Source organism: Pseudomonas sp. FJ2-5-13, assembly GCF_029201605.1.
Lineage (GTDB): Bacteria > Pseudomonadota > Gammaproteobacteria > Pseudomonadales > Pseudomonadaceae > Aquipseudomonas > Aquipseudomonas lactis.
In genome coordinates this window covers 3032986-3047869 of the sequence record NZ_CP104045.1, presented here as the reverse complement: position 1 = coordinate 3047869, position 14884 = coordinate 3032986, and the positions used below count along the sequence as shown (strand labels likewise).

The following is a 14884-nucleotide window of genomic DNA, read 5'->3' as shown; positions in this document are numbered from 1 at the left end:
AGGTGACGCCTACGGTTTTTAACTAGCCGTTAAAGACCGTCGTGACAATGCGCTCTCTAGGGCCTCGTATTTGAATGTGGCAAGGTATGTCGATTGGCTTTTTCGTTTCTCGTCCCCACCTAAGTCGGTATGCTGGTGTCCTGCCGAGGAGAGTGAAATGGCCTACGATTTTGACCTGTATGTAATTGGCGCCGGTTCCGGCGGTGTTCGCGCGGCGCGCTTTGCCGCTGGCTTTGGCGCCAAGGTGGCTGTGGCGGAGAGCCGTTACTTGGGCGGCACCTGCGTGAACGTCGGCTGTGTCCCAAAGAAGTTGTTGGTGTACGGCGCGCATTTTGCCGAAGATTTTGAACAGGCCAGCGGCTTTGGCTGGTCCCTGGGCGAGGCGAACTTTGACTGGGCGACCTTGATCGCCAACAAGGATCGCGAGATCAACCGCCTCAACGGCATCTATCGCAACCTGTTGGTCAACAGCGGCGTGACATTGCACGAAGGGCATGCACGCCTGGTCGATGCCCATCAGGTGGAGATTAATGGTGAGCGCTTCACTGCCAAGCACATCCTGATCGCCACCGGTGGCTGGCCGCAGATCCCTGAGATTCCGGGGCGCGAGCACGCCATTGGTTCCAATGAGGCATTCTTCCTTAAAGAGCTACCCAAGCGCGTGCTGGTGGTGGGCGGCGGTTATATCGCCGTTGAGTTCGCCGGCATCTTCCACGGCCTGGGTGCACACACTTCCTTGCTGTATCGCGGCGACCTGTTCTTGCGCGGCTTTGATGGTTCGGTGCGCAAACATCTGCAAGAAGAGCTGACCAAGCGCGGCCTGGACTTGCAGTTCAATGCCGACATCGAACGTATCGACAAGCAAGCCGACGGCAGCCTCAAAGCCACCTTGAAGGATGGTCGCGTGCTGGAAGCCGATTGCGTGTTCTACGCCACCGGCCGCCGTCCGATGCTGGATAACCTGGGCCTGGAAAATACCGGGGTCAAACTGGACGAGCGCGGTTTCGTCGCGGTGGATGATCTCTACCAGACCGCCGAGCCGTCGATCCTGGCGATTGGCGATGTGATTGGTCGTGTGCAGCTAACGCCGGTGGCGCTGGCTGAAGGCATGGCCGTGGCGCGGCGGTTGTTCAAGCCCGAGCAATACCGCGCGGTGGATTACGCCAATATCGCGACGGCGGTGTTCAGCCTGCCAAACATTGGCACAGTCGGTCTGACGGAAGAGGATGCACGCAAGAACGGCCACAACGTGCAGGTCTTTGAAAGCCGTTTCCGGCCGATGAAGCTGACCCTCACCGATTGCCAGGAAAAGACCCTGATGAAGCTGGTGGTCGACGCCGACACCGACAAAGTGCTGGGTTGCCATATGGTCGGCCCGGATGCGGGTGAAATCGTGCAAGGGCTGGCGATCGCGCTCAAGGCGGGCGCGACCAAACAGCATTTCGACGAAACCATCGGCGTGCATCCTACGGCGGCGGAAGAATTCGTCACCATGCGCACGCCTGTGGCGGATTGATCAGGTTGGCTCTGCTGCCTCTGGCGCCGTTGCAACGACGGCCGCCAGGCGCAGGGCTTCGATGCTTGCCTGGGCCTTGACCAGGTCCAGCTCAAGCGCCTTGTTGTGCTGCTGGTGTTCCAGCAGTGCCGCCTGGCGTGATTGGCTGTCTTGCACGGCCACGCGCAGGCGTTCCTGGAGCAGGGTGCGCTCGCTGTCGATCTGGCTGAGCTGCTCCTTGAGTTTCAGCTGTAGCGCCTGGTCCTGACGAGTTTGCTCCTGCAGCGCATTCAATTCCTTGGCGGTCACTCGCTGCTCACTCAGCAGACGCTCGTTATCGCGATGCAACTGGGTGATTTCATCTTGGCGCACCAGTGCGCTTTGCTGTGCCTGGCGCAATTCGGCCTGAACCTGCTGCAACTGGCCTTCATGGCGACGCTGTTCCTGCTCGCGCTGTTCCTTGATGGCATTGCGGTAATGCTCAAGCGCATCACGGGCGTGCAGGTGTTTTTCTTCCAGGGAGCGAATCTGCTCGTCCTTGTCATTGAGCCTTAGCTCGTAATCGCTGCACGCCTGGCTCAGCCCGGCGTTACGGGTTTGCTCGGTCTGCAGGCTGGTGCTGGCGGTTTGTAGCGCCGCGCTTTCTTCGGCGAGGGCTGCGGCCTGGATATCAAATTGCTGTTTGAGCTGGGTGTGCGCTTCTTCCAGGGTTTCTACCTGGGCGAGCAGGGCGGCTTTGTGTTGCTCGAATTGCGCCAGGGCCAGGTCGATCGGCTCCTGGGCCTTCTCTTTGAGGCGTTGGGACAGGCGTGCGACCAGTTCGCCAAGCTCATCGTCAATTGGCGCCTGGGTGATGGTTTGCCGCGTTTCGCTTTCGTCCAGCTCTTTCAAATAGCGATGAATCGTGGTTTTCGAGCCGGTATTACCCATTTCGATACGCACTGCATCGATGCTGGGGTTTTCGCCACGGGCGAGGATCGCCAGGCGTGCCGTTTGCACTACTGCTTTGTTTATGCCGCCACGAGCCATGGGGTCTCCGTCGATTTAGTACTGTGGTACATGGTATGTATGTACATACTATAACATGGTTAAAAACTCGTTGAAATTCATGATTTAACAGATGGGATATTGGCGTATTATCCCGTGTCATCTGTGTTTTCCTCCGCCATCCATCTGTCAGCAGTACGAATAGACGCCTATGAGCGACCTGGACCGATATCTCAACGCCGCCACCCGCGACAACACGCGCCGCAGCTACCGTGCGGCCATCGAGCATTTCGAAGTCAGTTGGGGAGGGTTCCTGCCGGCCACCAGCGACAGTGTGGCGCGTTACTTGGTGGCGCATGCGGGAGTGTTGGCAGTGAATACCTTGAAGCTGCGGCTCTCGGCCTTGGCGCAGTGGCATACCAGTCAGGGATTTGCCGACCCGACGAAGGCGCCGGTGGTACGCAAAGTGCTCAAGGGCATCCGCGCCGTGCACCCGGCGCGAGAGCGACAGGCCGAGCCTTTGCAGCTCCAGCATTTGGAGCAAGTAATCGCTGCCCTGGACATTGAAGCCAAACAGGCCAGCGAGCATCACGACCCACCACGCTTGCTGCGGGCCAAGCGCGATGCTGCGCTGATTCTGCTGGGCTTCTGGCGCGGCTTTCGCAGTGATGAGCTGTGCCGATTAAGCATTGAGCATGTGCAAGCCGTGCCGGGCGCTGGCATCAGCCTGTACTTGCCGCGCAGCAAAAGTGATCGCGACAACCTCGGCAAGACTTACCAGACCCCGGCGTTGCTGCGGCTGTGCCCGGTGCAGGCTTATAGCGAGTGGCTCAGTGCCTCGGCCTTGGTGCGCGGGCCGGTATTTCGCGGCATTGACCGCTGGGGCAACCTGGGCGAGGAGGGCTTGCACCCCAACAGCGTGATTCCGTTATTGCGCCAAGCCCTTGAGCGTGCAGGCATACCCGCCGAGCAATACACCAGCCACTCCCTGCGCCGGGGCTTTGCCACTTGGGCGCACCGCAGCGGCTGGGATTTGAAGTCGCTGATGAGTTACGTCGGCTGGAACGACATGAAATCCGCGATGCGCTATGTTGAAGCGACGCCGTTTCTAGGCATGACCCTGGCAACCCAACCGCTGATTTGAGATTTCTTCTATTAATACAGTCACCTGATAGAGAAAGCCAATCGTCAGCATCAGGTTTGCCAATGAGCCATCGACCGAAAGAGCCGGTAGGATTCATCTCATCAACTTCTTAACCCCTGACGGAGAGTCAACGATGCCTATCATCAACAGCCAAGTAAAACCGTTTAAAGCCACCGCTTTCAAAAACGGCAGCTTCGTCGATGTGACCGACGCTGACCTGAAAGGCAAGTGGTCGGTTGTATTCTTCTACCCAGCCGACTTCACCTTCGTTTGCCCAACCGAACTGGAAGACCTGGCTGACAACTACGCCGAATTCCAGAAGCTGGGCGTCGAAATCTACAGCGTTTCCACCGACACCCACTTCGCCCACGCTGCCTGGCACAACACTTCGCCAGCCATTGGCAAAATCCAGTACACCATGATCGGCGACCCAACCCTGACCATCTCCCGCAACTTCGACGTGCTGATCGAAGAAGCTGGCCTGGCAGACCGCGGCACCTTCGTGATCAACCCAGAAGGTCAGATCAAGATCGTTGAGCTGAACGACGGTGGTGTAGGCCGTGACGCTTCCGAGCTGCTGCGCAAGATCAAGGCCGCTCAGTACGTTGCTGCCCACCCAGGTGAAGTCTGCCCAGCCAAGTGGAAAGAAGGCGAGGCCACTCTGGCGCCGTCTTTGGACCTGGTCGGCAAGATCTAAGTCTGTGAACGCGTATCAAGGGCGGGTATCCGCACTTAAGTAAGCTGCATCCGCCCTCAAAACGCCCGGGCGAGATTCGCTCGGGCGTTTTTTTGTCTGCAATAAACCGAATGAACAGGAAATCGCCCGTATGTTGGATGCCAATCTTAAAGCTCAGTTGAAGTCATACCTGGAACGGGTCACCCAGCCGATCGAGATCGTCGCCTCCCTCGACGACGGTGCGAAATCCCAGGAAATGCTTGCTCTTTTGCAGGACGTAACGAGCCTCTCCACGCTGATTACCCTGAACACCGATGGCAATGATGCGCGCAAGCCATCGTTCTCCATCAACCGCCCGGGTGCCGATATCAACCTGCGTTTCGCCGGCATCCCCATGGGCCATGAATTCACTTCGCTGGTGCTGGCCCTGCTGCAAGTCGGTGGCCACCCGTCGAAGGCCAGTGTCGAGGTGATTGAACAGATTCGCGCCCTCAAAGGCGAGTTCAGCTTCGAGACTTACTTCTCGCTGTCGTGCCAGAACTGCCCGGACGTGGTCCAGGCGCTGAACCTGATGGCCGTGCTGAACCCCAACATCCGCCACGTCGCGATTGATGGTGCGCTGTTCCAGGCCGAAGTCGATGAGCGCCAGATCATGGCGGTGCCGAGCGTCTACTTGAACGGGATCAACTTTGGCCAGGGCCGTATGGGCCTCGAAGAGATCCTCGCCAAGCTCGACACCAGCGGTATCGAGAAAGCCGCGGAAAAAATCAGCGCCAAGGACGCCTTCGACGTCCTGGTAGTGGGCGGTGGCCCGGCCGGGTCTTCTGCTGCCATCTACGCGGCACGTAAAGGTATTCGTACTGGCGTGGCGGCTGAACGCTTTGGTGGCCAGGTACTGGACACCATGTCCATCGAGAACTTTATCTCGGTACAGGAAACCGAAGGGCCGAAACTGGCCAGCGCACTGGAAGCCCATGTGCGTCAGTACGATGTCGACATCATGAACCTGCAGCGCGCCAGCAGCCTGGTACCGGCGAAAAATGCCGGTGAGCTTCACGAAATTCGCTTCGAAAGCGGTGCCACCCTCAAGTCCAAGACCGTGATCCTGGCCACAGGCGCCCGCTGGAGAGAGATGGGCGTGCCCGGTGAGCAGGAATACAAGGCCCGCGGCGTGTGCTTCTGCCCGCACTGCGATGGCCCGCTGTTCAAGGGCAAGCGTGTGGCGGTGATCGGCGGCGGTAACTCCGGCGTGGAAGCGGCCATTGACCTGGCCGGTATCGTCAGCCATGTCACCTTGCTTGAATTCGACAGCAAGCTGCGCGCCGATGCTGTCTTGCAACGCAAGCTCTACAGCCTGCCGAACGTGGATGTGATCACCAGCGCATTGACCAGTGAAGTCAAAGGCGATGGTCAGAAAGTCACCGGCCTTGCCTACAAGGACCGCGACAGCGGTGAGTTCAAGACCGTCGAGCTGGAAGGCATCTTTGTGCAGATTGGCTTGCTGCCCAACACGGATTGGCTCAAAGGCACCGTAGAACTGTCGCCGCGTGGCGAGATCATTGTCGATGCCCGTGGCGAGACTTCACTGCCTGGCGTGTTCGCCGCCGGTGACGTAACGACTGTGCCGTACAAGCAGATCGTGATTGCAGTAGGCGAGGGCGCCAAGGCTTCGTTGAGCGCGTTCGATCACCTGATCCGTACCTCTGCTCCGGCGTAAATCCTGAGCTGAAAATGAAAAACCCCATGAGCGATCATGGGGTTTTTTTATGCTCGATACGCTTACATCGGCGCCGGCTGAATGATCTCGACCCAATAAGCATCCGGGTCTTTGATGAACGCGAGGCTCTTCATGCGGCCATCCGTCAGACGCTTCTGGAAATCACAGCCCAAGGCTTCGAAACGTTCGCACGCCGCGACAATGTCCGGCACCGAGATGCAGATATGGCCAAAGCCACGTGGGTCGGTGTTGCCGTTGTGGTAGGCAAAGTCGGCATCGTTTTCGGTGCCGTGGTTGTGGGTCAGTTCGAGGATGCCCGGAATCGACTTCATCCACTGGGTACGCTCGGCGGCGTCGGCCGGGATCTGGGCCTTGTCCACCAGGGCCAGGAAGTACAGGCTGAATTCGGCTTCCGGGAAGTCACGTTTCTCGACCAGGGAGAAACCCAGGATGCGCGTGTAGAAGTCCAGCGACTTGGTGATGTCCTTGACCCGCAACATGGTGTGGTTGAACACGAAGTTCGCCGTGGCGTTGTCGGGTTGGGCGGTGACGCCCGGGAAGGTGTTCAATTCGTGCAGGCTCATGGGCCCTCCAGAAAAAATGTGAGATGAGCGGTCCATTGGCTTGCGGCCTGCCTCCATGCAGGCGGGCCATGATACGCAAGGCGCACCGGCTGCGCCAAATGAAAAAGCGCGCTCAACCCTTGCGGTCAGCGCGCGCCGGGCCGCACACTTTGCCGCTGGAACCTTGGATGTTTTTCGCAATGATCGAGTTTCGTAGGCCGCTGTTGAGTGCTGTGTGCGTGTTGTTGGGCTGCCCGTTTGTGCTGGCCGCCGAGCCGGAAGTCCATTGGCCCAGCGGTTGGCAGGTCGAAGAAGTCGTGCCTGACGGCGAGCCCCCTGCCAAACCCCAAGCCGTGTCCCGGCAGCGAGCGATCAAGAATGATGAAAATGGTGCGACGTTGATGGTCATGGAGTTGACCGGAACGCCAATTGAGGCCGGCCATAAAGTTAATCTTGCTGGCGTGTTGCTGGAGATGCGCAAGTCGATCCAGAAAGACTTTGCCCGTGGCGGTTATCAAAGCGTGTGCAGCAAAATGCACCCCACGACATTGAGTCGGCTTGACGCGTTGGAAACTACCTGCGTGATTACCGAGAACGGTCGACACGTATTGTCGCAAACATTAGTCGGTGCGCTGGATGTCGACAAAGCCTATGTTTTTTCATACGCCGGCCAGGCGCAAGCGTACGAGGCGAGCAAGGAGGAAGTCAGTTTGGTGCGTAACAGTCTGAAACTTTGACCCGCTCAAGCTGAGCGAATTTGAACAACATGAACGCTGATTTAAGTTCGATTTCGAACCGTTAGAGCAAAAAAAGCCCCGCGTATGCGGGGCTATTTTTTAGTACATGTTTCAGCCGCGAAGCCAGGAGTCTACAGTGGCAGCGCCGTACTCTTCTTTCCAGGCTTTGAGGCCGCGGTGGTTGCCACCTTTGGTCTCGATCAGCTCGCCGGTGTGCGGGTTGTGGTAAACCTTGACCACCCGTGCGCGGCGCTGTTTAGGCGCGGCAGCGGCCGGTGCGCCGCCTTTGCGTGGCGCTGGATCGAGGATGGCCTTTATGTCATGCAAGCTTTTGTCGTAGCTGACCATCAACTTCTTGAGCTTTTCTTCGAATTCGATTTCTTTCTTCAGGCCAGCGTCGTTCTTCAAGGATTCCAGCTGTGCAAGCTGCTCTTGAAGGGCTTTTTCTGCTGCGCGAAATTCGGCGAGTCTGGACAAAATCTATACTCCAATAATGTAGTTGCTGATATCAACTGCAGACAAAGCTATAAGCCAAGAACGTTAAGCCACGTCAACGAAAAAGACCCTTCTGCGAGTTCTGCACAGGCAGAAAAAATTGTAGTAGTTAATTCAGCCCGAGTAAATCATGTCTTTTAAAGAAAGACCAATCTTTCATCATCGGTCGCGCAAGGCTATTCCACGATGCCCAACGATTTAATGAATTCATCGCATGGTAATGGTCGGCCAAACAGGTAACCCTGTAGGAAATCCACGCCTTGGGCAACGAGGTATTCACACTGTTGGGCTGTTTCTACGCCTTCGGCAACAATGCCTAGATCCAGCTTGACCGACAACTCTATGATGCTGTCCAGAATATGCCGAGACAGCGCATCCGCACCGATCATGGCGACAAAGCTTTGATCGATCTTCAAGTAGTCGACATTGAAATTGCGCAAATAGCCCAAGCTGGAGTGGCCGGTGCCAAAATCATCAATGGCGATCATGACCCCCATTTGATGCAGCGCCTCGAACAGGCGGCGGGTGGTCTCGGTGGGTTCGATCAACTCCCGCTCGGTCAACTCCAGCACCAGGGTGACCTGGCCGGGTGGGAACGCGGCGAGGAATTCCCGGCAGTCCTGCACAAGCGCCATGTCCTGGCAATGGCGCGCAGTGATATTCACGCCGATATGAAAGCCTGGGCTGAAGCGCGCGGCATGAGGCGCCAGTTGCGCGGCAGTCTGGCGCAGCAGGGCACGGGTCATCGGCACGATCAGGCCGGAGTCTTCAGCCAGGGGAATAAACAGGTCCGGGCGCACCAGCCCTTCTTTGGGATGCTTCCAACGCATCAGCACCTCACACCCGGCCCATTGGCGGGTGTCACCGCGTACCACCGGTTGGAAATAGGGGATGAACTCATTGGCCCCCAAGGCGCGTTGTAACTCGTGGGTTGGCGCTGACGAACGTTTTTGCAGCCAGTGAGCGAGCAGCCCCGCCAATATCCCGAAGAACACCACCAGGCTGAACAGGGCCGGATACCGCGCCTGCATATAGCGCAAGACTTCACCCTCGGGCATTCCGGCCTCGACACTGTATTGATAGCGCTCGGAAGCCAGGCGCTGTGGCGCCACGGCAAATGTCGGCAACGCGCCTTGATGCACTTTGCCGTCGGCACCCAGCCAGTTCGGGCCGACGTGCAATACCAAATACGCGTAACGGCTGATCAAGCGCAAGGCGTTGGTGAGGTGGTAACCGTCAACCGAGGCAAACGCACCTTGATCGCCTTGGACCAGGCGGTACACCAGCAGGGCGGTATCGGGTGTGACGGGGTTGCCTTTCATCAACCACAGGCGCCCATCCACGTAGTCGTCGGGGTTGACGGGCGATTGGTAGCGACCGCCAAACAACGAGCTGCAATAGATGTTTTTCTGCCAGGACAGCGTGGTGGCCCGCACAAACGGCCGGCGCGTGACTTGTTCACGTAGCGCCAACTTGGCGGCGCTGTCACACGGTTTACCGGCCAGCGGCAGCAACGCCTGGGCAGCGATGGCGGTGTTGTCGAGCATCAGGTCGAACTGGCGCACCGCTTCTTGAGCGGTTTGCGCCGTGCTTTGTTCAAGGGTGCGCTCGGCTTGCCAATACAGAATCACAACCCCCAGCAAGATGGGCAACACGCCGCTGGTTGCACTGATGAAATAGCGTGCGGCTCGGCTTCGTGGGCCTTTGACGGTCAGGGGCATAGGGGCGGTCAGTCACGAGAAAAAGAGTGAGATATGCCGATGATAGATGGCAATACGCAGGCCTGCTCAGTTGTTTTGAGCGCGTTGACCTAGCCGTTCGGTCAGTTGTGGCGGGGATTTCATCTAGGCAACATAAACATCGTTGCAAGAAGTAAGAGACTCAGGACCGTACCCCTCCAGCCTCTCTCAGTGCCGTGCTAGCCCAATTTTGGCGGGACGGTCGGCGCGTGCCTTTCGAATCTCGGAAGCCGCCTTGCAGCCTTTTAACGACTCCACAGGAATTTGCAGCAATGAAAAAAATCGCACTGGCCGTTGCCTGGTTGATGGCTAACAGCGTTGTCGCTCTACCGGCGTTCGCGGCGGACGGCACTATCACCCTGACCGGTGAGATCACTGGCACCACCTGCAGCATCAGTGGCGGGGCAGGCGCTGCACCTGGCGCCGGGCCGGACTTTGCCATTGCGCTGCACAAGGTCCAGGCCAGCGCACTCAAGGCAGCCGGGCAGACGGCGGGGGTAAAGCCGTTCTTTATCCAAGTCGGCAGTTGCCCGAAGGACACGGTGGTCGCGGTGTTATTCGAGAGCAGCAGCCCGGCGATCAACCCGGCGACCGGCAACCTGGTCAATCAGGCACCGGCAACGCCGGAACCGGCAAAGTTCGTGGAAGTACAGATTGTGGACGGCGTCACCAACCAGCCCCTGGACCTGCGGCTGGGCCTGAGTTCGAGTACCGCGACAGTGCCTGACGGCGGCGCGGTGACGCTGCCATTTGCGGCTCAGTACTTCGCCACAGGGGCAGCGACCGCCGGCCCGATCAGCACGCAAGTGCTGTATTCCGTGACATTCCCCTGATCAAGGCCAGGGTGCCTGGCAATGCGCCAGGCCCTGTCTTGAAGGATGGACTCATGCTTTCTCGCACATTACTGGCGAGCCTCACCTTTGCGCTCATCGCCGGCTTACCGTCCACGGCCCACGCGGGAGTGGTGATCGATGGCACACGGCACATCTACCCCCAGCAGCGCCGTGAAATCACCCTGCGCCTGAGCAACGACGATAAACGGGCACCGCGCCTGGTCCAGGTGTGGCTGGATCAAGGCGATGCCACTCCAGATCCCGCCCATAGCGACGTGCCATTCAGCCTCTCGCCCCCGGTGTTTCGTCTGGATCCGGGTAGAAGCCAGGGGGTGCGGCTGGTCTACACCCAGGAGCCGCTGCCGTCAGATCGAGAATCATTGTTCTGGCTCAATGCCTTGGAAATCCCCCCTAACGTCAACGCGGCCGAGCTCGACGAGCAAACACCTGAGGGAAACCACCTGCAGTTTGCTTTTCGTATCCGCACCAAAGTGTTTTTTCGCCCCCCTCATTTGCCTGGCAGTGCAGACCAGGCCCCCGCGCAACTGCGCTGGAGTCTGAGGCGCACCGAGCGCGCAGCCGTACTGCGCGTACACAACCCTACGGCCTTTCACGTGACCTTCAACGAGGTGGCACTGGCGCTGGGCCCTCGGCCTGACGCCCACTTGATACCGGTACAAGAAGGCATGGTGCCGCCAGGTGCCAGCCTCGAACTGCCTGTACGCGGCAGCCTGCCGACGATCCCCGCCGACGCCCAGGTGCATTTCAAATACATCAATGATTACGGCGCATTCTCCGCGCCGCAGCGAGCGCCCCTGAAGTTTTGATTATGTCTGTTTACCTGCCATTTACTGGGCATCCCGTGTTTGTCTGGCTGTTGTGCAACTCGCGGCTGATGGTGTCGCTGGGTGTGTTCACAACCTTATGCTTGCCGGCCGAGGCCGCGCCACTGTTGTTTGATATCGAGGCGTTCACCAGTGGCGTTGCCACTGCCGTGGATATTTCGCGTTTCAATACGGGCAATGCATTGGCGCCTGGCGTCTACCGTGTGGATGTGATGCTCAATGGGCAATCCGCGGGGCGCCGTGAAATCAGCTTTGTCTCCCGGAAGGGGCAGGACGATGTCCAGCCTTGCGTGAGCGCGCTGGAACTTGCCCAACTCGGAGTCGTGCTGCCACCTGACAAACGTAGCGCCGACACGCAGTGCCGTGAATTTACCCAATGGATCCCCCTGGCCAGCAGCCAACTCGACACCGAGACCCTGACACTCGACGTCAGTATCCCCCAAGCCCACCTCAGCCGTGCCGCGCGCGGTTACGTTGACCCGGCCCGCTGGGACAGAGGGCTCGACGTTGCGCTGCTCAATTACACCTTCAGCGCCGCAGCGGTGACGTCGGGGGCGGGGGACGGTCGGGGTTACCTGGGCCTCAACGGCGGCGTCAACCTCGGCGACTGGCGCCTGCGCCACCAAGGCGGCCAGGCCTGGACTTCCCGTGGCGGTCTGCTGCCTTATCAACACACCGCCACGTACCTGCAACGGCCCTTGTCGGCCTGGCGTTCGCAACTGACCCTTGGCGACAGCTTCAGTAACGGCCAGGTCCTCGACGGCGTGCGGGTGCGGGGCGTCACTCTGTCGACCGATGACCGCATGCTGGCGCCGTCGCAACAAGGCTATGCACCGCAGATACGCGGCATCGCCGACAGCAACGCCACGGTAACGGTGCGCCAGAACGGCTACACGATCTACGAAACCCAGGTTGCCCCGGGGCCCTTTGTCATCGACGACCTATATCCCACGGGCTACGGTGGCGACCTCAATGTCAGCGTCACCGAGGTGGACGGGCGCCGCACCACCTTTGTCGTGCCGTATTCCGTGGCCCCACAGTTATTGCGCCAGGGCGCCACTCACTACAGCACCACGTTGGGCCAAGTGCAGCAACGCGGGGTCAGCAAGACCCGCCCCATGGTGTTTCAGGGCACATTGCAACATGGCCTTACCGATGGCCTGAGCCTGTACGGCGGCAGCGCGGTTTCCCAGGGATACTTGCAGGGCAAGGCCGGGCTGGCGATGAGTACGCCCATCGGCGCGTTTGCCCTGGACACCACGCATTCGCGCACCCGCATCGAGGGCAACGGGGTGGTTGGCGGACACAGTTGGGGCCTGGCCTACAACAAGAACCTGCCGTTTTCCGGAACCCATTTTGCGCTGGGCGCCTACCGCTTCTCCACGGTCGGCTATCTGAGCCTGCCGGATGCTTTGAATGTGCAGGAACTGGCGCGTCAGCAGGGGAACATCAAGGGCTATGCCCGACAGAAAAGCCGTCTCGATCTGACGATCAGCCAGCAACTGGGCGAAGGCACCTTGAGCCTGTACGGCAGTTCGGTTGACTACTGGGCGAGCCGGCAAGGTCGCCAGACATCCTTCACCCTCAGCTATGGATCACGCTGGAAGCAGCTCAACTGGAACATTTCGGCGCAGCGCTCAAGGGTTAGCGACGCCGACCCACCCAGCGATCGTGACCACAGTGACGCGATCTTTTTCGGCCGCGCGTTGCAACCCGGTCGCGTCGATAATCGTCTGGCGCTGACCCTGTCGATGCCGCTGGGCCAGGGCACATCGGCGCCGACTCTCAGCAGCGCGTTGTCGCGCGACACCGGCGAGTCAAAGGGCAGTCAACAGCAAGTGGGTATCAATGGCTTGCTCGGCGAGGCGTCAGAGGGGCACTACGGCCTGGCCGGCAGCCAGGGCACGGGGAGCCAGGCCGGTTCCAGCTTCAATGCCTACGCCGGGTATCGCAGCAGCACGGCCAACCTGCGCACCGGTTACGGCCAGAGTGGCAACAACGCACAAGTGTCCATGAGCGCCGACGGCGGGCTGATTGCCCATGGCGGTGGCGTGACCCTCTCGCAAAGCCTCGGTGAAGCGTCGGCACTGGTGTATGCACCGGATGCCCAGGGCGCGCAGATCGGTGGGGGTGTACGCATCGACTCACACGGCTATGGCGTGTTGCCGAGCTTGCGGGCCTACCATCCCAATGACGTGGATATCGACCCCGAAGGCATGCCCATGGATGTGGAGCTCAAGGAATCGAATCACTCGGTGGTACCGACAGGAGGCGCAGTGTCGCTGGTCAAGTTCGAGACCGTCAGTGGCCGTGCGGTGGTGATCAAGGCGACCCATCGCAACGGTCAGCCGCTGCCTTTTGCCGCTCAGGTGTTCGACGAGCAGGGCAGGGAAGTCGGGGTGATTGGGCAAGCCGGCAAGGCGTTTGTGCGCGGCGTGGCCGACCAGGGCACGCTGACCGTGCGGTGGACCGAGGCGGCAAGTGACCGCTGCTATATCCCATACCGTCTGCCACCGCGACCACCGGGGCACCGCCAGGAAAATGCCGACCAATTGGTCAGCCGGTGCCACGCCAACACCGCCAACGATGAGGTCAGCAGCCGATGATCAGCCCCGGTAGGCAACGTTTGGCAGGGCTTATAATGGTGACCTGCATCGCCCTTGCCAGCGCGCCCCATGTCCAGGCCAAGGCGACGTGTACGCCCGCGCCGCCGACGGTGCTGTCGGTGCCGCGCATTACGGTGCCCGCCAACCCTGTGGTCGGCCAGGCCCTGGGAAACCCGGATGGCTACCCCGTCGAGGTAGCGCACGGGTTGAGGTGCACATATCCGCCCAACCTTATTGTTCGCTATTGGTCGTCCACGCGGATTGCTCGGGAGATTCCCTGGACGGGACGTAACTTCTTCCACTCAGGGGTCGTCATGCCGATTCATCTGACCGGCGTGCAAGGTGTCGGGTTTGCGTTTATGGCGCAGGACCGTGACGTCGGACCGATGCAAACCGTGACTACCGGGGTCACAGTGTTACGTGGCCCGATCCATCCAGGTTTGCCTACGTGGGGCTTGCGCGGACGCTTGTTCTTGGTAGTAACCGGCCCGATCCAGGGCGGCACCATTGCGCCGCAGACCTTCGCGGGCTTGTACCTGTACACCAGCGAGACGCACCACGCGTTCAACTTCGGCAGTATTGAAGTAGGCCCGCCGAGCAAGCCAACCTGCACGGTCTCCACGCCCTCCGTGGCGATCCCGCTGGGGGCGGTGGAGAGCCGTGCATTCAAGGGCATTGGCAGCGTGGCCGGCAATGCCACCCGCACCATCACCTTGCAATGCGCTGGTGGCGGGGGCGCTGACAGCGATGTGCTGTTGACCTTGACCGACCAGACCCAACCGGCCAATCGCAGTGACCAACTGACATTGACCGCCAATTCCACCGCCAAGGGCGTGGCGCTGCAACTGCTGTTTGGCAATCGCCTGATCAGCTACGGCCCCGACGCCGCCGCTATCGGCACGCCGAATCAATGGTTGGCAGGTAGCATCGGCAACGGCACCTTCCAGATTCCCTTGACCGCGCGCTACATACAAACCGGCGCCATCGTCCGCCCGGGCACGGCCAACGGGTTGGCGACCTTCACTTTGGCCTATCGGTAGTCGGCGT

General features: G+C 59.8%; 13 protein-coding genes. 9 read left to right on the top strand and 4 right to left on the bottom strand.

Features of this window, described 5'->3' with window-relative positions; genetic code table 11:
- Positions 1–157: 157 nt before the first annotated feature.
- Positions 158–1516 carry a glutathione-disulfide reductase gene (gene gorA / locus N2A98_RS13235; protein WP_044273907.1) on the top strand — a complete coding sequence of 453 codons (1359 nt, stop codon included), beginning with the start codon at positions 158–160 and terminating at the stop codon, positions 1514–1516.
- Here gorA and N2A98_RS13230 read toward each other — a convergent pair whose 3' ends face one another.
- Positions 1517–2524 (bottom strand): DNA-binding protein, encoded by a 1008-nt coding sequence (locus N2A98_RS13230; protein ID WP_044273905.1) that lies wholly within the window; start codon positions 2522–2524, stop codon positions 1517–1519.
- Positions 2525–2693: 169 nt separating this feature from the next.
- Here N2A98_RS13230 and N2A98_RS13225 point away from each other — a divergent pair, with 169 nt between their 5' ends.
- The 3 genes from N2A98_RS13225 to ahpF all read left to right on the top strand — a co-directional run bounded on the left by N2A98_RS13225 (position 2694) and on the right by ahpF (position 6019).
- Complete coding sequence (locus tag N2A98_RS13225) at positions 2694–3626, top strand: site-specific integrase (protein ID WP_078467039.1); 933 nt, start codon at positions 2694–2696, stop codon at positions 3624–3626.
- Between the two features lie 133 nt (positions 3627–3759).
- Entirely contained in the window at positions 3760–4323 is a 564-nt protein-coding gene (gene ahpC, locus N2A98_RS13220) for an alkyl hydroperoxide reductase subunit C (protein WP_003191303.1), read from the top strand.
- Between the two features lie 130 nt (positions 4324–4453).
- Entirely contained in the window at positions 4454–6019 is a 1566-nt protein-coding gene (gene ahpF / locus N2A98_RS13215; protein WP_125970096.1) for an alkyl hydroperoxide reductase subunit F, read from the top strand.
- A 62-nt stretch (positions 6020–6081) separates the two neighbouring features.
- Here the strand turns inward: ahpF and gloA are convergent, their stop codons facing one another.
- Positions 6082–6603, bottom strand: coding sequence for a lactoylglutathione lyase (gloA, locus tag N2A98_RS13210; protein WP_003191301.1), 522 nt, complete (start codon positions 6601–6603; stop codon positions 6082–6084).
- A gap of 179 nt (positions 6604–6782) precedes the next feature.
- On the opposite strand from gloA, the gene N2A98_RS13205 reads away from it, so the two are divergent.
- The gene (locus tag N2A98_RS13205) at positions 6783–7319 is read left to right on the top strand and encodes a DUF4946 domain-containing protein (protein ID WP_153474904.1); all 537 of its coding nucleotides are present in this window, start codon (positions 6783–6785) and stop codon (positions 7317–7319) included.
- Positions 7320–7430: 111 nt separating this feature from the next.
- Here the strand turns inward: N2A98_RS13205 and N2A98_RS13200 are convergent, their stop codons facing one another.
- A complete protein-coding gene (locus tag N2A98_RS13200) occupies positions 7431–7796 on the bottom strand; it encodes a histone-like nucleoid-structuring protein, MvaT/MvaU family (RefSeq protein WP_275623584.1) in 366 nt (121 codons plus the stop codon).
- A 194-nt stretch (positions 7797–7990) separates the two neighbouring features.
- A complete protein-coding gene (locus tag N2A98_RS13195; protein ID WP_275623583.1) occupies positions 7991–9535 on the bottom strand; it encodes an EAL domain-containing protein in 1545 nt (514 codons plus the stop codon).
- Positions 9536–9825: 290 nt separating this feature from the next.
- Here N2A98_RS13195 and N2A98_RS13190 point away from each other — a divergent pair, with 290 nt between their 5' ends.
- From N2A98_RS13190 to N2A98_RS13175, 4 genes are read left to right on the top strand one after another with little or no spacing between them, the layout of a single operon-like run.
- Complete coding sequence (locus N2A98_RS13190) at positions 9826–10386, top strand: fimbrial protein (protein WP_032897223.1); 561 nt, start codon at positions 9826–9828, stop codon at positions 10384–10386.
- A 53-nt stretch (positions 10387–10439) separates the two neighbouring features.
- Positions 10440–11213 (top strand): fimbria/pilus periplasmic chaperone, encoded by a 774-nt coding sequence (locus tag N2A98_RS13185; protein WP_052439805.1) that lies wholly within the window; start codon positions 10440–10442, stop codon positions 11211–11213.
- Between the two features lie 2 nt (positions 11214–11215).
- Complete coding sequence (locus N2A98_RS13180; protein ID WP_275623582.1) at positions 11216–13837, top strand: fimbria/pilus outer membrane usher protein; 2622 nt, start codon at positions 11216–11218, stop codon at positions 13835–13837.
- 35 nt (positions 13838–13872) lie between these two features.
- Entirely contained in the window at positions 13873–14877 is a 1005-nt protein-coding gene (locus tag N2A98_RS13175; protein ID WP_275623581.1) for a fimbrial protein, read from the top strand.
- Positions 14878–14884 lie beyond the last annotated feature (7 nt).

Coding starts and splice junctions, on each gene's coding strand:
- gorA (WP_044273907.1), top strand. CDS start 158: ATGGCCTACGATTTTGACCTGTATGTAATTGGCGCCGGTTCCGGCGGT.
- N2A98_RS13230 (WP_044273905.1), bottom strand. CDS start 2,524: ATGGCTCGTGGCGGCATAAACAAAGCAGTAGTGCAAACGGCACGCCTG.
- N2A98_RS13225 (WP_078467039.1), top strand. CDS start 2,694: ATGAGCGACCTGGACCGATATCTCAACGCCGCCACCCGCGACAACACG.
- ahpC (WP_003191303.1), top strand. CDS start 3,760: ATGCCTATCATCAACAGCCAAGTAAAACCGTTTAAAGCCACCGCTTTC.
- ahpF (WP_125970096.1), top strand. CDS start 4,454: ATGTTGGATGCCAATCTTAAAGCTCAGTTGAAGTCATACCTGGAACGG.
- gloA (WP_003191301.1), bottom strand. CDS start 6,603: ATGAGCCTGCACGAATTGAACACCTTCCCGGGCGTCACCGCCCAACCC.
- N2A98_RS13205 (WP_153474904.1), top strand. CDS start 6,783: ATGATCGAGTTTCGTAGGCCGCTGTTGAGTGCTGTGTGCGTGTTGTTG.
- N2A98_RS13195 (WP_275623583.1), bottom strand. CDS start 9,535: ATGCCCCTGACCGTCAAAGGCCCACGAAGCCGAGCCGCACGCTATTTC.
- N2A98_RS13190 (WP_032897223.1), top strand. CDS start 9,826: ATGAAAAAAATCGCACTGGCCGTTGCCTGGTTGATGGCTAACAGCGTT.
- N2A98_RS13185 (WP_052439805.1), top strand. CDS start 10,440: ATGCTTTCTCGCACATTACTGGCGAGCCTCACCTTTGCGCTCATCGCC.
- N2A98_RS13180 (WP_275623582.1), top strand. CDS start 11,216: ATGTCTGTTTACCTGCCATTTACTGGGCATCCCGTGTTTGTCTGGCTG.
- N2A98_RS13175 (WP_275623581.1), top strand. CDS start 13,873: ATGGTGACCTGCATCGCCCTTGCCAGCGCGCCCCATGTCCAGGCCAAG.